The following is a 19,626-nucleotide window of genomic DNA, read 5'->3' as shown; positions in this document are numbered from 1 at the left end:
ATCGACGGGCCGTGGAACGGACTTTGCCTTGGCGGAATTTACCCTCGCGGCGGCCGGCGCTCTGTTTCACTGTATGAGAAAGCAAGGTCTGCCTGGTTTCATTTGGTAGCATCGGCCTCGGCGCCAAACCATCGTCGGAATGGCCGCCGCAGGAAAAAGACGGGAGGCACGGGGCGGCACGCCGGCACGAAGCCGCAGGGAGGATGTGATGAAAAATTTGGCTGTGATCACGTGTGCTGCGCTCGGCCTGTGGGCGCTCGACTGTTCGAATGTTTGGGCTCAGACACCGAAAACATTCACGCTGAAATTCAATCACGTGCTTGGCCCGAAGGAGCCATACCACGACGGCTTCCTGAAGTGGGCCAAAGCCGTCGAGCAGCGCACCAATGGCGGTCTCAAGATCGATGTCTTCCATTCCGCGCAACTGGGTCTCGAGGAAGACATCATCGAGCAGATCAGGCAGGGAGCCAATATCGGCCAGAACACCGACGCGGCGCGTATGGGAAACTACGTTCCCGGCATCGCCGTGATGAACGGACCTTATTTCGTCGAGACGCTGGAAGAGGTTGCCAAGCTGCGCAAAGCGCCGACCGTCGCAAAATGGCAGGAAGAACTCGCGGCCAAGTTCGGGCTCAAGGTGGTGTCTTTCAACTGGGTGCAAGGTTATCGACATTTCTTTACGAACAAGCCGATAAAGACGCCGGACGATCTGAAGGGCCTGCGCATCCGCACGCCGCCGGCCCCAATTTGGCAAGAGTCGATACGCGCGCTTGGCGCCGTGCCGGTAGCGATGGCATTCGGCGAGATGTACCCGGGACTGCAGCAGCGGGCGATCGATGGTGTCGAGCTGGTTTACAACAACATTCCGGGCGGCCGTTTCTACGAGGTGCTTAAAGTCGCGAATGAGACAAGGCACATCATGCTGATCAACTTCGAAGTCGTCAGCGCCAAATGGTTCGACAGCCTGCCGAAGGAGTATCAGGACGCGCTGGTGGAAGAGGCCGATCGAGCCGGAGAGGAGACATCGCGTCAGATCTTGAGGCTGGAGGCCGAAGTCGAGCAGCAATTGAAGTCTCGAGGCATGACGATCAACAAGGATGTCGATCTCGCCGCTTTCCGGAAGGCCGGCGACAAAGCGTTCGAGGTCCTGAAGATAACCGACGCCAAGAGCGCAGTGCATAAGGAAATCGGCAAGTAGGTTCAGCTGAATGCAGAAAATCTACCAGCGTGTGTGCGCCGCCGAGGCATGGATCGCCTCCGCGTTTCTCATCGTGATGGTAATCCTGATCTTTCTTGGCGGCGTCATGCGGATGCTGGGCCATCCGATCAACTGGTCGACGGATGTTTCGACCGCCCTGTTCGCCTGGGCCTGCTTTCTGTGCGCCGACATTGCCTGGCGGAAGAATAGCATGATGGCCATCGAAGTTTTCGCCAATCGCCTGCCGGACAAGCTCCAAGCGGCCCTCCGTATGGTGAACTACGCATTGATCACCGCGTTCCTGTTTTACCTCCTCGTGATGGGCGCCTATTTATCGTGGATCAGTCGGGTACGCAGCTTCCAGGGCATTCCGGAAGTCAGCTACTCCTGGGTCACAATGAGCTTGCCGGTCGGCGCGGCGCTGCTGATCGTGACAACCGCGCTCAAGGTCCGCAGAGAACTCCGGGGCGAGCGCGCCGAATATCGCGCCGTCGACGTCATATGATCCGACGCGCATAGCCATGTTGATCGTAATCATTGCGTTCACGGTACTGATGCTGATCGGAATGCCAGTTGCCTTCGCGATTGGAATTGCCGGCGCGCTGTTCTTCATCCAGCATCCGGAACTGCCGGCAACAATCCCGATACAGGTAACGGTAACCGAGACGCAGAATTTCGCGCTGCTTGCGGTTCCGCTGTTTATCCTCGCCGGCAATTTTCTCAACAACTCCGGCATCACGACCAACCTGCTCAAGCTCGCCACGGTACTGACAGGAAGAATGCACGGTAGCCTGGCGCAGACCTCTATTGCACTCTCGACGCTGATGAGCGGGGTGACGGGGTCCTCGATTGCCGACGCCGCCATGAATGCCCGCATCATTGGTTTGCATATGCTCAAGCGCGGCTATGCCCGCGGCTATGCGGCCGGCGTGATTTCGTACGGTTCTCTGCTGGCGCCAATCATTCCACCCGGGATTGGATTCATACTGTATGGCACGGTCGGCCAGGTCTCGATCGGACGGTTGTTTGCCGCCGGCATTATTCCGGGCTTCATGCTGTGGGCAGCTCTCGCCGTTGCGATAGCCATCACCGCGCGCCGCCGCGGCTACGAGCCTGAACGCGAGACGCGGGCGACTGCGCGTGAAATCCTGCTGGCGTCGTGGGGTGGCATCTGGGCCATCCTGTTTCCCATCTTCCTGTTGGCGGGATTGCGTTACGGCATCTTCACGCCATCGGAGATTGGAGCCTTCGCGGTCATCTATGCGGTGGCGGTGGGGTTCTTCGCCTACCGGATGCTGACGTTCGCGAGTTTCCGTGAAGCCATCGAAGGCAGCCTGGTCGATGTCGGGGCCGTGATGTTCCTGCTCGCGCTCTCCGCGATCTTTGGTTACGGCATCGTGTTCGAGCGAATACCCGAGGTGATTTCGGATTGGATGCTGGGCGTGACGGAAAACGCGCACGTTGTAATGGTGCTCATCGTGCTCTTCATCCTGATCGCCGGCACCTTCATGGAAGGCTCGGTGCTCATCATCATGCTGACGCCTATCTTCCTTCCGTTGGTGACGAAGTACGGGATTGATCCGGTCCATTTCGGGCTCGTGTTCATTATTGCTGCCACGATCGGAAACTACACGCCGCCCGTCGGCGCCGCCATGTTCGTCGCCTGCCAGGTGCTGCGTTGTCCGATCAGCGAGTACACCCGAGACTCGACGCCGTTTTTGATCGCCGTCACCGTGGTGACCCTGATACTGATCTTCGTCCCCTCGGTGGTCTTGCTTGTCCCTGATATGATCTTCGGTTCCGATTTGCGATGAGATCGAAAGGACGACCACTTGTGACACCTTTGAGACATGCCGTCGGCATCCGAGAATGTTTGTTGATAGGGGTAGACCGGAAGTGATTGGCCGACTGCCAAACCGTCGCTTTTGACCCAACGCGGACATTCGACCTCTTGGATGTGTCCCTTAAAGGTTCTACGCTATGGTGTGATACACAGCAGGGGCATGGACCGATGCGCCGGCGAGATCTCATTGCAATAATTGCTTGCATCGTAGCTTTTCCGCTCGCGGCACACGCGCAGCAGCAAGCCTCGCCTGCCTCGACCGACATCTCCAAGTGCGCGCACAATCCGGATGGGTTTCCCCATCGGCTCGACGGACCACAATGGAACGGCTGGGGCGCAGACATCAACAACAGCCGGTTTCAACCAGCAGCGATGGCCGGACTGACGCCGGAGCAGGTGCCTCGGTTGAAGCTGAAATGGGCGTTCGGATTTCCGGGCGCGTCTGCAGCCAATGCCCAGCCGACCATTGTTGGCGGTCTACTGTTTGTGGGAGGTGGCGATCGCAAGGTCTACGCGCTTGATGCCAAGAGCGGATGCACCCGCTGGACGCTCGCAACAGAGGCCGTGGTCCGAACGGCGATCAGCGTTGGTCCGATCTCCGGCACGGATCAGTTTGCGGTGTTTTTTGGCGATGTGCGCGCCAATGCCTACGCCGTGAATGCGACGACGGGCGCGTTGCTGTGGAAGATCAAGGTTGAGGATCATCCGGCTGCCCGGATCGTCGGCGCGCCGACCCTGTATTCCGGCGTGCTGTATGTGCCGGTCTCGTCATTCGAGGAAGCGACTGGATCTCAACCCAGCTACCAATGCTGCACCTTTCGAGGCAGTGTCGTGGCGCTGGATAGCGCGTCCGGCAGGCAGGTATGGAAGGCGTACACGATCCCTGAGGCACCGCGCCCGACAAAGCAGAATGTCATCGGGACGCAGCTGTATGGTCCGTCCGGCGCAGCCGTCTGGTCGGCGCCGACCATCGATGTCCAGCGTCAGGCGCTCTATGTCGCGACCGGGAACAGCTATTCGAACCCGGCGGCAGATACCAGCGATGCCATCCTGGCGTTTGATCTCGCGACCGGCCGGATGCTCTGGCATCGGCAGGTCACGGCCAACGACAGCTATATTGTGGGTTGTTTAGGTGCGGACCCGACCAACTGTCCGGAAGACCATGGGCCAGATTCCGATTTTGGCCAATCGCCCGTCCTGGTGAGTTTGGGCAACGGACAGCGTGTGTTGGCCGTCGGGCAGAAATCCGGTGTGGTCTATACGCTGGATCCTGACCAGGAAGGCAAGATCTTATGGCAAACGCGGATCGGTAAGGGTGGTCCGTTGGGAGGCATCATGTGGGGCTCCGCCGTGGACGAGAAGCGCCTGTATGTCGCTAACTCCGACCTTCGGTTTCTTCCCGGCGGCACGATGAGTCTGGACCCCGCTGCCGGCGGGGGTCTTTTCGCGCTGGATCTTGCCACCGGGAAAGTCTCATGGCAGGTGGCGCCGGTCCCGTGTGGTGATCGAAGCCAATGCAGCCCTGCGCTTTCCGCAGCAGTCACCGTAATTCCCGGTGTTGTTTTTTCTGGCGCGGTCAGCGGCTATCTACGTGCTTATGCCACTGCCGACGCCAGACTGCTTTGGGAGATCGACACGGCGCGAAATTACGCGACGGTGAATGGCGTTTCGGCAAACGGCGGCGCCATGGACGGACCTGGTCCAACGATCGTGGAAGGGATGCTCTACGTAGCTTCCGGCTACGCCCAATGGAGTGGTCTGCCCGGCAACGTCCTGTTGGCCTTCGAAGTCAGAAATCCCTGATGTCGGCGATGACGTGATGCCAAGTCAATGTCGCCTGTTGGCAGATTGCGTTGAAAAACTCGGCCGTTGAAGCCGAGCGGCTTCGCTGATTCACTCCGTCCGTTGGGCGGGAGGGCCGAATCGATGATGGGTCAGCGGCAGATTGATCAGGCGGTGCTGTTCTACGAGTTCTCCCTTGAGCGACACGTTCCTGTTACCCACCTGCTGAGATCGATCGACCGGTTCGTGGATTTATCGGGCATCCGACGGCACCTGGAGCCATTCTACAGCTGCACTGGCCGGCCTTCGATTGATCCCGACCTGCTCGTGCGGATGCTGTTAGTTGGCTACTGCTACGGCATCCGCTCCGAACGGCGCTTGTGCGAGGAAGTGCACTTGAACCTCGCTTACCGGTGGTTCTGTCGGCTCGGTCTTGAGGGCGAGGTGCCGGACCACTCGACCTTCTCCAAGAATAGGGATGGCCGCTCCGGGACTGCGATCTGCTGCGAAAGTTGTCCGGCAGGCCGAGGTCGGTGCGGCGCGCACTATGATTGAGCGTACCGAAGAGCGCCTTGAGCTCCGTCCCGAGCGCGTTGTAGCGATCGAGGCGCACATTCCGGTCTTCGATAAATCAGGGCGTGCCGACGGGACGTTCTCTCGGGAAGACTTCGCCTACGGATCAACAGAGCGACGTTTACATCTGCCCAGCTGGCAAGGTGCTGACTTCCACCGGCACCCTTGTGAACGATGGGACAACGCTGCTCTACCGGACCAGCAAACATGACTGCGATGCTTGCGAACTCAAGCCCCGGTGTTGTCCGAAGATGCCCTCCCGCAAGGTCCCACGTTCAATCCACGAAAAGGCTCGAGACGTTGTGCGCGAGATCGCCAAGACCCATGCCTACGTGACGTCGTGGCGTGAACGGAAGAAGATTGAAATGCTCTTCGCGCACCTCAAGCGCATCCTGCGGCTCGACCGTCTCAGGCTGAGAGGCCCATTGGGTGCTCAAGACGAGTTCCTCCTGGCGGCCACCGCCCTGCAGCCCGCCTAAGGCACAGTAGAGCCCGCGCGCGCCTGCCTCTTGGCATCGTTACGAACGGCCTATTGGTCGACTTTTTCAACGCAATCGACCCGCAGCAGACGATTTTTGCTGCCGCCGCGGTGCATGACCTCGAATGACCGGTCTACGGCAGGGAAAGTTGGGGACGCTTGCGCTTCCTGCGCGAGCAGGTTAGACACTGAACTATATGGTTCAGTATGTAAGTCCTCCCCTCGATCTCTCGTTCGCCGCGCTGTCCGATGCGACCCGCCGCGGGATCATCGATCAGCTTGGGCGAGGGGACGCGTCGATCACCAGTCTCGCAGATAAGTTCCAGATGACGCTGACCGGCATGAAGAAGCACGTCCAGGTTCTCGAGCGGGCGGGGCTCGTCGTCACGCAGAAGGTCGGACGGGTGAGAACCTGCAAGCTTAGGAAACGCGGCCTCAAGGCGGAGGCCGAGTGGATCGAGGCGCATCGCAAGCTCTTCGAGGCCCGCTTCGAAGCATTGGACGAAATCATCAGCGAAATGAAGCAGGAGGGAAGCGATGAATCAGCAAGTTAACAGTGCAGGTGGTGCGCAGAACCGCACGTCAGTCGAGCGCAGAGGGGATCGCGAACTCGTCGTAACGCGGACATTCAATGCGCCGCCGAGCACGGTTTACAGGGCGTGGAGCCAGCCCGAGCTGTTCCAGCGCTGGTGGGTGCCAAAATCGGCATCCGGCGTTTCGCTCGTATCGTGCGATATGGACGTCCGTACCGGCGGCAAATATCGGCTGGAATTCGGCGCTGGCGGTTCGGACACCATGGCCTTCTACGGCAAGTATCTCGAGGTGGTGCCGAACGAGCGCATTGTCTGGACCAACGACGAGGGTGAAGAGGGCGCGGTCACGACCGTGACCTTCGAGGACCAGGGCGGGAAGACGCTGCTGAATTTCCACGAAGTCTATCCGTCCAAGGAGGCGCTTGAGGAAGCACTACAGGGCGGGGCGGCCGCATTGCCGGAGCAGCTGGAGCAGCTCGACGAATTGCTTTCCAGCATAGGCGAGTAGCGCGGGGGGAAACTCGCCTCGGGGGAACGTCTGCTCTTGGGAAGTGACTCCACCGGCCTTTCCGGCCGGAGCTGGCGCTTAGCTGCCGTCAGGCGAATGTCCGCTATGGGGCGGGCGCAAAGCGGCCGTTCGTTGCCTACCGCCGATAAGCATGACGCAAGAGCTTATCGATTCGCAGTCAAAGCGGGCATCGGCTCGGAGCGGCCGACTGCCGGCGTTGTTTGACCGGCCCCCGCAAGGCTCGCTTTTTTTCTTGGAAACAACTGCCAACATATTGAAATTGCTAGAGGGCGCTTTTGGCATTTTCCAAATGCCCCTTGAAATCGTTGAATAATGCAGCGGATCTTGATTCCGCCATTCGGAGGTTTGGTCCCTCCCGGCCCGGCCAGCTCTTCGCCGAACCTGGCCTCTTCAACTATTCGGCACCGGAACAATGCACCGTTGGAAAAACGGTGCTATTCAGATGCTTTCAACGCGCGTCGACGGAATGCATCACCATCCAGGCTCCCATGACCCCGTTCTCGTCGCGCTGTCGGTCCTGATCGCCGCGCTTTCCTCCTACACGGCCCTGGATCTGGCGACCCGCATGCGGGCCGCTTCAGGTTCCGCCAGCCTGGGCTGGCTCGGGGCTGCGGCAGTCGCCATGGGCGGCGGCATCTGGTCCATGCATTTCGTGGCCATGCTGGCCTTTAGCCTGCCCGGCGTGGATATTTCCTACGACCCGCTCCTCACGCTCCTTTCGCTTGCCATTCCCATCCTGGTCGCGGCAGCCGCGTTCGTCGTCGTAAGTCGGCGGCCGAACGCGCTCGTCGTTTCCGGCATTGCAATGGGGCTCGCGATTTCCGGCATGCACTACACCGGCATGAGCGCCATGCGGATGGCGGCTTCCATCCACTATGACCCCGTTTGGGTCGTGCTTTCCATCGCCATTGCGATCGGAGCGTCCATCATAGCGCTGCGCCTCGCTTTTCACATGACGAGCGTGCTCGAGCGCATAGCGGCGGGAGCCGTCATGGGCATGGCGATTTCCGGGATGCACTACGCAGCCATGCGGGGCTCCTCCTTCGTTCCCGCGGATGTCGTCCTTGGCCGCGCAGCACCCGGCTCGGTGGGACAAGCGCCCCTCGCGTTCCTGATCGCTGGCACCACGATTGTCGTCCTTGTCATGGGGCTTGCTGCGGCCGTGTATGACCGGTTCTCGGCAGAACGAGCTGGTCGCGAAGCCGAGGCGCTCAGGCGAAGCGAGGAGAGATTCCGGCTGCTGGTGGAGGGGGTGGCCGATCACGCCATCTTCATGCTCGACCCAGAGGGACGGGTGGCGAACTGGAATCTCGGCGCGCGCCGGCTGATCGGCTACGGCGAGGAGATCGTCGGGACGCACTACGCCATCCTTCACACCGACGAGGAGCGCGACTCCGGAATTCCTGATGCCATGCTTCTGGAGGCAAAGCGGGAAGGCAAGTCGACAGGTGAAGGCTGGCGTGTTCGCAAGGACGGCAACCGCTTCTGGGCCGAGACGACTATTCGCGTGGTGCGGAACGAGCGGGGCGAGACCATAGGCTTCGCCAAGATCGTTCGGGACGTGACGGAACGCCGCCGAGCCCAGGAAGCGCTGGAGCGCACGCGCGACGCGCTCGCGATGTCGCAGAAGATGGAGACAATCGGACAGCTTACCGGCGGCGTGGCCCACGACTTCAACAACATACTCGCCGTGATCCTGGGCAGCCTCGAACTCGCGAAGAAACGCCTCCAGCCGGAAGATCCCAGGATCCACCGGCTCCTCGACAACGCGATCCAGGGGGCCCTCCGGGGCGCCTCGCTGACCCAGCGCATGCTTGCATTCGCGCGCAAGCAGGACCTCAGGCCCGTCGTCGTGAATGTCCCGGAGCTGGTGCGCGGAATGGCAGCGCTCTTGAAGTTTGATCCGGGCATCCGGGTCGAGACCCGTTTTCCGATCGAACTTGCAAATGTGAAGGTCGATGCCAACCAGCTTGAGCTCGCGATCCTCAACCTCGCCGTCAATGCGCGGGACGCGATAACGGCGGGCGGCGGGGTGATCAGCATCGCCGCGCGCGAAGAGCATGCCATCGACGGTCTTGCGGAGGGACAATACGTCGCGCTCTCGGTGAGCGACACCGGACGCGGCATGGATGAGGCGACGCTGAAGCATGCGCAGGAGCCGTTCTTTACGACCAAGGGTGTCGGCAAGGGAACCGGTCTCGGCCTCTCGATGGTGAAAGGGCTAGCCGAACAGTCCGGAGGCGTGCTGCTGCTGAAGAGCCACATCGGCGAAGGGACCACGGCTGAGATCTGGCTGCCCGCCTGTGAGGACGAAAAGGTGGCGGTGCCCCATGCGGCCGAGCCGTCGCGCTCCGCATCCCGCAGTCGGCCCATCTCCGTGCTGGTCGTCGATGATGACCTTCTTGTTCTCGACAGCATCGCTGCGATGCTCGATGATCTCGGCCATGCCGTGATCGAGGCGCGCTCTGGCGAGGAGGCAGTCCGGCTCCTGCCCCGAATGCCGAAGGTCGACATCGTGGTGACCGATTACGCCATGCCGGGAATGAACGGGCTTCAGCTTGCCGAGGTAGTGGCTGCCGAGCGTCCCGGCACGCCGGTAGTGCTCTGCACAGGATATGCCGAGCTTCCAGGCTTCACGCACCTACCGCGCATTTCCAAGCCGTTCGACCAGACGGCGCTGGTGGCCGTCATCGATGAGGCCATGCGCGTACAGGCCGATATGCGCTCGGTTGTGACCTTGCACCCGAAGAGAGCCTAGCACGCGAGGCCGCGGCCATTCTCTGGCCCTTCTGAGCGCACGCGCCAGGCGGTTGAGCGGGTTTGCGAGATGATCGGTTGAGAAAAGGCGGCGAGCGACACCGCTGGCGCCGCTCGCATCTCGTTCCAATCGTCAGCGCGTGACGCGCTCGACCGCGATGGCGGTTGCTTCACCGCCGCCGATGCAGAGCGCGGCGACGCCGCGTTTCAGGTTCCGCGCCTCCAGCGCATGCAACAGCGTTACGATCAACCGCGCGCCGGTGGCGCCGATCGGGTGGCCGAGCGCGCAGGCGCCGCCATTGACATTGAGTTTTTCTCTGGCGATGCCGAGATCCTTCTGCGCCGCCATCGCCACCACCGCGAACGCTTCGTTGATCTCGAACAGATCGACGTCGGCTGTGCTCCAGCCGACCTTGTCGAGTAGTTTGCGGATCGCGGGGATCGGCGCGGTAGTGAACCATTGCGGCTCCTGGCTGTGGGTGGCGTGTCCCTTGATCTCGGCGAGCACCGGCAGGCTGTCGCGATTGGCGAGCGAGCGCTTGGCCAGAATGAGCGCTGCGGCGCCGTCCGCATTCGCGGAGGAGGCGGCCGGCGTGATGGTGCCGTTGGCGCGGAACGCGGGCTTCAGTCCGGGAATCTTGGCAGGGTCCACCTTGAGCGGATGCTCGTCATTGGCGATGATCCGCGGCCCCGCTTTTTCAGGTAGCGTGATCGGCGCAATTTCAGCCTTGAACGCGCCGCCTTCCACCGCCTTGCGGGCGCGGGTCAGCGTCTCCATGGCGTAGGCGTCCTGGTCCTTCCGGGTGAATTGATAGGCTTCCGCGGTGGCTTCGCCGAAGTCGCCCATCGAGCGCCCGGTCTCGTAGGCATCTTCCAGCCCGTCCATCATCATGTGATCGATGATCCGCTCGTGGCCGGCACGATAGCCGCCGCGGGCCTTGGCCAGCAGATAGGGCGCGTTCGACATGCTCTCCATGCCGCCGGACAGCACGATCTCGGCGGAACCCGCGTTGATGATATCGTGGGCCAGCATGGTTGCCTTCATGCCGGAGCCGCAGACCTTGTTGACGGTGGTGGCGCCGGTGGCATCCGGCAGTCCGGCGCCGCGCGCGGCCTGTCGGGCCGGTGCCTGACCCTGTCCGGCCGGCAGCACATTGCCCATGAAGACCTCGTCAACACGTTCCGGCGCAAGTTTCGCCCGCTGCAGCGCCGCGCCGATCACGTGGGCGCCGAGCTTGTGCGCGCTGAACGGGGAGAGTTCGCCCATGAACCGGCCAAGCGGCGTGCGGGCGGCGGAAAGAATGACGACGGGATCGGGGCTTGCGGGCATCACAGGTTCTCCTGTTCGGTCGCGGGTTGTTATATGACGATAATCATATATCGCGATATTGCAATGAGGTACGGCTGCTTTTCCTCGCGCCCAAAGGGTCCAAACTGCCGACGTTTTCCGGCCGGCAGGACGTTCCCGGCCGGCTGTGAGAATGGCCGCGCCGCCGTTCCGTATGCTACGGCGTCGGCGGCCGGAGGATCGCCGTCGGCGCGTGCGCCGCCGCGGCGCAGGGGCCCGGCGCTGGAACCGTCTTCCCCGCCAAACGTTGGCTAGTTGGCGGCCGGGCCCTAACGGCTCGCGATCCGTCCCCATTGCCACGTATCGCCGAGGTGCCGTCTGCTGCGAAGCTCATCCATCCTCATCCCTGGCGAGACCGTCTGGAGAAGATGCAAGGCAGGGCGGCTGACAATTCTTAACGACGCGGCCGCGTATTTCGCCGCTCTACGGGAATCGCTGCTTCTGGCGACGCGGCAGGTCTACATCATCGGCTGGGACATCCACAGCCAGACCCGGTTTGTCGGGCCTTCCGGGTACGCCGACGATGGCTATCCGCAAGAGCTCGGTGCGTTTCTCAAAGCGCTCCTGAAGGCGAAGCCTGAGTTGCGGATCAACATCCTGAGCTGGAATTTCCCGGCGCTGTACGCCGCGGAGCGGGAGTGGAATTCAGCCACCAAATTCACCTCGGAAGCGCCGGACCGGCTCCGTTTCTGTTTCGACTCCAGCCTTCCGCTGGGCTCCGCGCAGCATCAGAAGATCGTCGTCATTGACGGCGCGCTTGCCTTTGTCGGCGGTCTCGACCTCACGATCCGGCGCTGGGATACCAGCGAGCACCAAGCCCATCATCCGCTGCGGACCGATCCCGACGGCAAGCCCTATCTGCCGTTTCACGACGTGCAGTGCATGGTGGATGGCGAAGCTGCGGCCAGCCTGACGGAAATGGCCGAGGGCAGGTGGCGAGCCGCCGGCTGCACCGTCGAAACATCAGCGGCGGTCACCGGCGAGCGCTGGCCGGCCTCGGTGCCGGTGCAGTCCCGCGGAATGACGGTGGGTATCGCCCGGACCGAGATAGCGACCGCAAGCAAAGCCGGCGTGAACGAGGTCGCGCGGCTGTTCAAGGCCTCCATCAATGCGGCCGACCGCTTAATCTACATCGAGAATCAGTTCACCAGCGCCACCGACATCGCGCGCCTGCTGGCGCGGCGGATGCTTGACGTGCCGCAGCTTCGTGTTCTGATCGTTATACCGAAGATGCACTCGTCCTGGTTCGAATCGCAGGCCATGCAAAGCGGCCGCGGCGGATTCATCGGCCAGTTCGTGGCGGCAGGCGTCATGGACCGGATTCGCTTTCTCTATCCAACGACGCGGGATTCGGACGGGGCCGCCGTCGTCATGGTGCACAGCAAGGTGATGATCGTCGACGACCATATTCTGCGCGTGGGTTCGGCCAATCTCAACAATCGCTCGATGGGCGCCGATACCGAATGCGATCTCGCCTTCGAGGCGACATCTGAGGCGCACCGGCAAGATATCGCCCGGCTTCGCCGCCAACTGATCGGGCATTTCTGCGGCGCCGATGAACGGGAAATCGCAAGCAACGAAGCCGATTTGCTTGGATTTCTCGATCGCCTGGCGGAGGGGGGCGGCGCGAAATCACTGCAGCCGATCGACCCGGCCGCGTCAGCCAGCAGCATGGCAACGATGGTGCAGCCCGTCGCCGATCCCAGAGAACCGCTTCACCTCGACCGCGCCGCCAATCGCATGTGGACGCCAAGGACCATCTTCGCCGTATCCGGCCTGGCCGCGGCGCTCGCCGGGCTTGCGCTAGCCTGGCAGTACACATCGCTGCGCGATTTCACCGATGTCGGCTTCGTCTCCTCGGTCATTTCGCAGCCCGCGCGGTCGCAATTCGCGCCGCTGTTTGCGATTGCCGCCTTCGTCATCGGCGGGCTGGTGGTGTTTCCGGTGCTGGTGCTGATCGCCGCCACGGCGGCGGCACTGGGGCCGTGGATGGGGTTCGTCAGCGCCGGTGCCGGCGTACTGCTCAGTGCGCTCACGCTGTTTTCGATCGGCCGCGTGCTGGGCCAGGCCCGGTTGCAGCGCCTGCTCGGGCGCCGGGCGGCCCGGGTCCAGAGCCGCATCATCAATAGGGGCGTCGTTGCGGTCGCCATGATCCGGATGGTGCCGATTGCCCCGTTCTCGATCGTGAACGTGGTGGCGGGCGCCAGCAAATTGAGCCTGCGCGACTTTCTGCTCGGCACCGTGCTGGGCATGGCGCCGGGGATCGCGGTGATGGCGGCGCTCGGCGCGCAGATCGCGGATCTGGCCAGGAATGCCTCGTGGACGAATGCGGTGCTGCTTGCGCTGGCGATCATAGCCTGGATCGCGCTCTGCCTCGGCGTGCAGTTCCTGGTGACATGGATGGCAGGACGAAGAACGTGACGCCCACAATGCGCATCATGACGTGGAACGTGCACGGCATCTTCCACCTCAATCGGACATTCAATCTGGATGGCGTTTGTTCGATCATCCGGCACTGGTCGCCCGATGTGGTCGCGCTGCAGGAGGTCGATTCGCGCGGACGAACCGATGATCCCTTTGCCCAATTGGCGAAAGCGGTCGGAGATCACAGCATTGATGCCCGTTCGATCGTCACACAGGACGGCGATTATGGGCAGGTGTTGCTAAGCAAGTGGCCCTTCCTCGAGGCTCCGAAAATCGTCGACGTCTCGTATCAGGAACGGGAGCCGCGCCGGGCTATTTCGGCGCGCATACAATCGAGTGCGGGCGAGATGACGGTCGTTGCCACTCATCTCGGTTTGAGCATCCATGAGAGGCACTCTCAAGCCCATGCCTTGGTTGATTTAGTGCAGCCGAAGCGAACGCTCGTGCTCGGCGATTTCAACGATTGGCTCTGGGTAAGGTCGGTGCGGGGAGTGCTCGCCCAAACCTGTCCGGTTCGGACACGATTGCGGACATTCCCCTCGCGTTTTCCGCTGCTGCGGCTGGATCGGATTTACGTCACGCGCGACGGGCTGATCCGCTCGGCCTGGACCGACCGCAAGGCCCGGACATGCTCGGACCATCTGCCCGTCATCGCCGATGTCGCTTTCTCGGATTAGGGATTGCTCGCCGTCAGACCGGTTTCGTGGGGTGTTGGGTCCTGGGATGGCGATCATGCAACAGGCAGGCGAGGTCGTGGCGCAAATCCTCCCGCTCGCGCATCGCGGTCTCAAACAGCGCTTCCTGAATGTCGCGCGGCATATCGCCCCAAACGGCCATGGCCGCCTCGCCAAGCAGCAATGCAAAGGTCTGTTGTTCGGTCATGTCGATCCTCCGCAATTTTTACGTTTGACCGAAACGAAGGTTCCGTTTCCGTGAGGTTTTGCGTCTAGAGCCATTTCCGTTCCGATGGAATCGGAACGGGGCTCTAGATTTTTGATTTGACGCGTTTTCTTGACGCGAACCGGACTCCACTTCGCTGGAAAACGCTCTAGCCGTCATGAAGACGCTATTGCCGTCCCCAACGCAACACCACGGGATCGAGCTGGCGAGCGATTTCGATGAGACCCGCGCGAGCCGCCGGGTGGACTTTTTGCAGGGGGTGACGAACCGCTTCCGAGCCGATCACGCCGCCTTCCTTCATCAGGATCTTGGCGGCCTGCAACCCGCACTGGCGGTTCTCGTAATTGATCAGCGGCAGCCAGCGCGCATAGGCCGCCATCGCTTCCTCCCGGCGCCCTGCCAGATAGGGATCGATGATCTGCCTGATGCCATCGGGATAGCCGCCACCTGTCATGGCGCCGGTGGCGCCGGCATCGAGATCGGCCATCAGGGTGATGGCTTCCTCGCCGTCCCAGGGCCCTTCGATGTTGTCGCCGCCGGCGGCGATGAGGTCGCGCAGCTTCGCGGCCGCCATCGGCACCTCGATCTTGAAATAGCTGACGTTCGGAATTTCCCGCGCCATGCGCGCCAGCAGGTCGACCGACAGCGGCGTCCCGGCAACCGGCGCGTCCTGGATCATGATGGGGATGTCGATGGCGTCGGACACGGTGCGATAGAAGTCGAAAATGGCCTTTTCCGGCACGCGGAACGTAGCGCCATGATAGGGCGGCATGACCATCACCATAGCCGCACCCGCATCCTGGGCCTGGCGGCTGCGCTCGGCGCAGATGCGTGAGCCGAAATGCGTCGTCGTCACGATCACCGGCACCCGGCCGGCGACGTGCTCCAGCACCGCGACCATCACCTGTTCGCGTTCGGCATCGGTCAGGACGAACTGCTCGGAGAAATTGGCCAGAATGCAGAGGCCGTTTGAGCCGGCGTCGATCATGAAATCGATACAGCGGCGTTGCCCCGCAAGATCGAGCTCCCCACGATCGTCAAAAATGGTCGGAGCGACGGGGAAGACACCGCGATAGGGACGTTTTGCAGTCGTGGTCATCTGGGGATGTTCCGTTCGAAGAGGATCAGTGATTGTATGGTCGTCCAATTCATTCATCAACATGATAGAAGGCTCGGCGCAATCGAGCAGAAAGAACAAGGGAAAGATCGATGGGTGGAGTTCTGGAGGGCGTTCGCGTCCTCGATTTCGGGCGCTATATCGCGGGGCCTTATTGCGCGACATTGCTGGCGGAATTCGGTGCGGAAGTCATTCGCGTGGAAAAGCGCGACGGCAGCGAGGATCGCTTTGTCGCACCGGTCGGCGAAGGCGGCGAGGGCGCGCTGTTCCTGCAGGTCAATCGCAACAAGAAATGCATCACGCTCGATCCGATGAAGCCGGAAGGGCAGGAGGTGATGCGCCGGCTGGTCGCTACCGCCGACGTCGTCGTCGCCAATCTGCCACCGCAGACGCTGCGGGCGATGAAGCTCGATTATGAATCGTTGAAAGCTATCAAGCCGGACATCATCCTGACCACGGCGACCGCCTTCGGCGGACCCGGGCCGTGGTCCGATCGCGTCGGCTTCGACGGCGTCGGGCAGGTGATGTCGGGCGCGGTCTACATGACGGGCAAGGGCGATCCGCCGTACCGCGCCGCGGTGAACTGGGTCGATTTCGGCACCGCGCTGCATTGCGCGTTCGGCACGCTTGCCGCCCTGATCGAGCGCGGCAAATCCGGCCGCGGGCAGATCGTCGAGGGAGCGCTGCTGGCGACCGCGCTCTCCTTCACCAACGCAACGCTGATCGAGCAGGCGGTGATCTCAGCCAATCGCGTTCCCACGGGCAATCTCGGCCAGACCGCGGCGCCTGCCGACATCTACCGCACCAAAGACGGCTGGGTGCTGTGCCAGGTCACCGGGCACCCGCTCTTCATTCGCTGGGCGAGATTGATGGAAGAGGATCACTGGCTGCAGGATCCGCGTTTCGCCGACGACATCAAGCGTGGCGACAACGGACCCATCATCAGCGAAAGAATGGCGCGCTGGTGCGCCGAACGTACCACGCAGGAAGCCGTCGACACCCTCGGAAGAGCGATGATTCCGGCAGGACCGGTGCTGAGCCCGCAACAGGCGCTGCAGCATCCGCACATCCGCGCCGCCGGCTTCATGCAGGACGTCGACTATCCCGGCTTGCCGAACCCCGCGCCGACAGCGCGCGCCGCGGTGCGGCTGTCGGAGACCCCAGGCGAAATCGTGTCGCGCCCGCCGACGCTCGGCGAGCACACCGATCGTGTGCTTACCGACATCGGCTACGATGCGGAGGCGATCGCGGCGTTGCGCAGAGACGGGATTATTTAACGCGAAGCTGCCGTAGGGTGGGCAAAGGAGCGTTAGCGACGTACCCACCATCTCTCGTCGTCCCTGCGAACGCAGGGACCCATAACCACCGGCTTGCGTTGCTGAAGAAAGCCGTCGACCAGCGCACCCAAATAATTTCCACCGCGGAGTATGGGTCCCTGCGTTCGCAGGGACGACGAGAGAATTTGCCAACCCGGACTACGGTCTGATTTGCTTTGCGCGCAAGCGCAACTTCGTGCAGCGGCGTGCGACAAACTGGCACGACGGGCAAATCAGTCAAAACCTGTCCAGTCCCTTCAGCAAAAATATTCCGCTTAACTTGGCACGCAAATCACCGGCATAACTCCGCCCGTCTCACGGCAGATGAGGGGCGCTCGCGATCGTCACGAACGTGCGGTGAGATGCGATGGACGCAGATGGCGCGCGCTAGACGTACGCGCCGGAAGTGTACGGCGAAGTCGTGTGGTCCGGACGCCGCGGTGCTGGCGTTAAGCTGTGTGAAAGCGCAGCGACGGTGGCAAGAAAGCCGTTCACCGGGGAGAGCACGAAGTAAGCCGTAAAGCCATTGCGCAGGGAAGGCCGGAATGCTCCCGCTGCCCTGTATGCTCGTGTGCAGTTTTGTTTGCGCAAATCGCACGCGAGACCGCGGGTGCAGCAAGCACCCGGTCTTCCCTGCGCCCTCTGATCGAAGAGGGCAAACGAAGATGCAAACCTCGGGCGACCAGCGCCGCGAGATCGCGAAGTCATATTCCCCGTCATTGCGAGCGCAGCGAAGCAATCCATCTCTCCGCTTGCCGCTCTATGGATTGCTTCGCTGCGCTCGCAATGACGGGGAGGGAACGGTGCCCAATCCGGGCTATCTGACCGCCGCTCTAGCCTCGCCGCTTCCTTGCAAAAGCTTGAAGTTTAAAATATATGCTGAGCCATCATCCAGGAGGCCTGACCGATGTCCCCATTGTCGCGTTCCTCCCATGCGCTCGTCACCGGCGGCGGGCGGGGCATCGGCCTTGCGATATCAGCGGCGCTGTCGAAAGCGGGCGCGACGGTGACCGTTCTCGGCCGCAACCGCGCAACGCTGGATCAAGCTGTTAGCTCCGGCGCGGCGCAGTTCGCAGCCGTAACCGATGTCGCCGATCAGGCGTCGGTCAAATCAGCCATTGCCGAGGCCGCCGCGCGGCAACCGATCGACATCCTCATTGCCAATGCGGGCGCGGCTGAATCCGCGCCGTTCGGCCGCTCCGATGCGGCGTTGTTCCAGCGGATGATAGACGTCAATTTCATGGGCGTGGTCCACGCCACGCAAGCCGTCTTGCCGGGAATGATCGAGCGCCGCCGCGGCCGGATCGTCGCGGTGGCTTCCACCGCCGGCCTGAAGGGCTATGCTTATGTCAGCGCCTACAGCGCGGCCAAGCATGCGGTGATTGGCCTCGTCCGTTCGCTGGCGCTGGAGACGGCGAAAAGCGGCGTCACCGTCAACGCGGTCTGCCCCGGCTTTACCGAAACCGATCTCTTGGAAGGCTCGATCGAGAACATCATCAAGAAGACCGGTCGTAGCCGCGACGAAGCGATTGCCGAACTGTCGAAGCACAATCCGCAAGGACGCCTGGTTGCGCCGTCGGAAGTGGCTGATACCGTGCTCTGGCTCTGCGGCGAAGGCGCTGCCGCTATTACGGGACAGGCCATCGCGGTCGCCGGCGGCGAAGTCTAGTCAGCGCGCCTGCAAGGAATAACGAGGAGAGACCATGAGCAAGCCAGCCAATCCCGTCACGCTGCCGCTGGCGGACTATTCGCCGAAACATTTTCTGCTGGCCGTGGTCGACCGCGTCGCCACCGTGACGCTCAATCGTCCCGAGCGAAAGAATCCGCTGACCTTCGAAAGCTACCGCGAGCTTACTGATTTCTTCCGCGCCTGTGCGATCGATGACGAGGTCAAGACCATCGTCGTGACAGGCGCGGGCGGAAACTTCTCGTCCGGCGGTGACGTGTTCGAGATCATCGGCCCCTTGATCCAGATGGACACCAAGGGACTGACCGCCTTTACCCGCATGACCGGCGATCTCGTGAAAGCGATGCGGGCATGCCCGCAGCCGATCGTTGCCGCGGTCGAAGGCATCTGCGCCGGCGCTGGCGCGATCGTCGCGATGGCTTCGGATCTGCGCCTGGCTGCGACCGGCGCCAAGGTCGCGTTCCTGTTCAACAAGGTCGGGCTTGCCGGCTGCGACATGGGCGCCTGCGCGATCCTGCCGCGCATCATCGGCCAGTCGCGGGCATCGGAATTGCTCTACACCGGCCGCTTCATGACCGCGGAGGAGGGCGAGCGCTGGGGCTTCTTCAGCCGTATCGTCACCCCGGAACAGGTGCTGGCGCAGGCGCAATTGCTGGCCAAGCAGATTTCGGATGGGCCCACCTTCGCGAACACCATGACCAAGCGTATGCTGGCGATGGAATGGGCGATGTCGGTGGAGGAGGCGATCGAAGCCGAGGCGGTCGCCCAGGCGCTCTGCATGACCACGGAGGATTTTGCCCGCGCCTTCGAGGCGTTCTCGAACAAGCGGACGCCGGTGTTCCAGGGGAATTGAGGGGGCGCGAGCCGCAGGATCGTAGCCCGGGTGAAGCGAAGCGAAACCCGGGACCGCTGCTGAACGTCACGAGAATCCCGGATTGCGCTGCGCTCCATCCGGGCTTCTGTAACGGGCCTCGATTAGTCAATCCCTTTTGCGTCATCCACTCGCCGGGAACTTGCTTCTGTACGGGATCGGCGCAAGGCCGTCGCCTGATGGGGTTCGTAAGAGGATAGGTCGGCCAATCTACGGAAAGCGTGATCATATCGCTCGATATGTCGACAACCCGGATGTCGGCCTGACCTG

15 protein-coding genes and 1 pseudogene are annotated in these 19,626 nt (G+C 62.2%); 13 read left to right on the top strand and 3 right to left on the bottom strand.

Annotation, left to right across the window (positions count from 1 at the left end; all coding sequences use genetic code 11):
• Positions 1–208: 208 nt before the first annotated feature.
• From GWE18_RS24035 to GWE18_RS24000, 8 genes and pseudogenes are all read left to right on the top strand, one after another.
• Positions 209–1,198, top strand: coding sequence for a C4-dicarboxylate TRAP transporter substrate-binding protein (locus GWE18_RS24035; protein WP_275188176.1), 990 nt, complete (start codon positions 209–211; stop codon positions 1,196–1,198).
• A gap of 10 nt (positions 1,199–1,208) precedes the next feature.
• Positions 1,209–1,703: a TRAP transporter small permease gene (locus GWE18_RS24030; RefSeq protein WP_275188175.1), complete on the top strand. Its 495-nt coding sequence runs from the start codon at positions 1,209–1,211 to the stop codon at positions 1,701–1,703.
• A 16-nt stretch (positions 1,704–1,719) separates the two neighbouring features.
• Entirely contained in the window at positions 1,720–3,012 is a 1,293-nt protein-coding gene (locus tag GWE18_RS24025) for a TRAP transporter large permease subunit (protein WP_275188174.1), read from the top strand.
• Positions 3,013–3,209: 197 nt separating this feature from the next.
• On the top strand, positions 3,210–4,844 hold the full coding sequence (locus GWE18_RS24020) for a PQQ-binding-like beta-propeller repeat protein (protein WP_275188173.1): 1,635 nt from the start codon (positions 3,210–3,212) through the stop codon (positions 4,842–4,844).
• A gap of 123 nt (positions 4,845–4,967) precedes the next feature.
• Positions 4,968–5,875, top strand: a pseudogene (locus GWE18_RS24015) (transposase).
• 196 nt (positions 5,876–6,071) lie between these two features.
• Positions 6,072–6,428 (top strand): metalloregulator ArsR/SmtB family transcription factor, encoded by a 357-nt coding sequence (locus GWE18_RS24010; protein WP_275188172.1) that lies wholly within the window; start codon positions 6,072–6,074, stop codon positions 6,426–6,428.
• Positions 6,412–6,915 (top strand): SRPBCC family protein, encoded by a 504-nt coding sequence (locus tag GWE18_RS24005; RefSeq protein WP_275188171.1) that lies wholly within the window; start codon positions 6,412–6,414, stop codon positions 6,913–6,915. The genes GWE18_RS24010 and GWE18_RS24005 overlap by 17 nt, the downstream gene beginning before the upstream one ends.
• Before the next feature lie 463 nt (positions 6,916–7,378).
• Positions 7,379–9,694: an MHYT domain-containing protein gene (locus GWE18_RS24000; RefSeq protein WP_275188170.1), complete on the top strand. Its 2,316-nt coding sequence runs from the start codon at positions 7,379–7,381 to the stop codon at positions 9,692–9,694.
• 132 nt (positions 9,695–9,826) lie between these two features.
• Here the strand turns inward: GWE18_RS24000 and GWE18_RS23995 are convergent, their stop codons facing one another.
• A complete protein-coding gene (locus GWE18_RS23995) occupies positions 9,827–11,023 on the bottom strand; it encodes an acetyl-CoA C-acyltransferase (RefSeq protein ID WP_275188169.1) in 1,197 nt (398 codons plus the stop codon).
• A gap of 600 nt (positions 11,024–11,623) precedes the next feature.
• On the opposite strand from GWE18_RS23995, the gene GWE18_RS23990 reads away from it, so the two are divergent.
• Both GWE18_RS23990 and GWE18_RS23985 read left to right on the top strand, forming a co-directional pair.
• Complete coding sequence (locus GWE18_RS23990) at positions 11,624–13,462, top strand: VTT domain-containing protein (RefSeq protein WP_275188168.1); 1,839 nt, start codon at positions 11,624–11,626, stop codon at positions 13,460–13,462.
• An 8-nt stretch (positions 13,463–13,470) separates the two neighbouring features.
• Positions 13,471–14,142 (top strand): endonuclease/exonuclease/phosphatase family protein, encoded by a 672-nt coding sequence (locus GWE18_RS23985; protein WP_275188167.1) that lies wholly within the window; start codon positions 13,471–13,473, stop codon positions 14,140–14,142.
• A 13-nt stretch (positions 14,143–14,155) separates the two neighbouring features.
• Here the strand turns inward: GWE18_RS23985 and GWE18_RS23980 are convergent, their stop codons facing one another.
• Complete coding sequence (locus GWE18_RS23980; protein WP_275188166.1) at positions 14,156–14,347, bottom strand: hypothetical protein; 192 nt, start codon at positions 14,345–14,347, stop codon at positions 14,156–14,158.
• Positions 14,348–14,531: 184 nt separating this feature from the next.
• The gene (locus GWE18_RS23975; RefSeq protein ID WP_275188165.1) at positions 14,532–15,464 is read right to left on the bottom strand and encodes a dihydrodipicolinate synthase family protein; all 933 of its coding nucleotides are present in this window, start codon (positions 15,462–15,464) and stop codon (positions 14,532–14,534) included.
• Between the two features lie 110 nt (positions 15,465–15,574).
• On the opposite strand from GWE18_RS23975, the gene GWE18_RS23970 reads away from it, so the two are divergent.
• The 3 genes from GWE18_RS23970 to GWE18_RS23960 all read left to right on the top strand — a co-directional run bounded on the left by GWE18_RS23970 (position 15,575) and on the right by GWE18_RS23960 (position 19,338).
• The gene (locus tag GWE18_RS23970; protein ID WP_275188164.1) at positions 15,575–16,759 is read left to right on the top strand and encodes a CoA transferase; all 1,185 of its coding nucleotides are present in this window, start codon (positions 15,575–15,577) and stop codon (positions 16,757–16,759) included.
• A 946-nt stretch (positions 16,760–17,705) separates the two neighbouring features.
• On the top strand, positions 17,706–18,467 hold the full coding sequence (locus GWE18_RS23965) for an SDR family NAD(P)-dependent oxidoreductase (protein ID WP_275188163.1): 762 nt from the start codon (positions 17,706–17,708) through the stop codon (positions 18,465–18,467).
• Positions 18,468–18,501: 34 nt separating this feature from the next.
• Positions 18,502–19,338, top strand: a complete 837-nt coding sequence (locus tag GWE18_RS23960) for an enoyl-CoA hydratase family protein (protein ID WP_275188162.1) — start codon at positions 18,502–18,504, stop codon at positions 19,336–19,338.
• The last annotated feature ends 288 nt before the right edge of the window (positions 19,339–19,626 follow it).

The sequence above is a fragment of the Bradyrhizobium sp. CSA112 genome (assembly GCF_029051645.1).
Taxonomy (GTDB): Bacteria; Pseudomonadota; Alphaproteobacteria; order Rhizobiales; family Xanthobacteraceae; genus Bradyrhizobium.
This window is presented reverse-complemented; position numbering and strand designations above follow the sequence as displayed.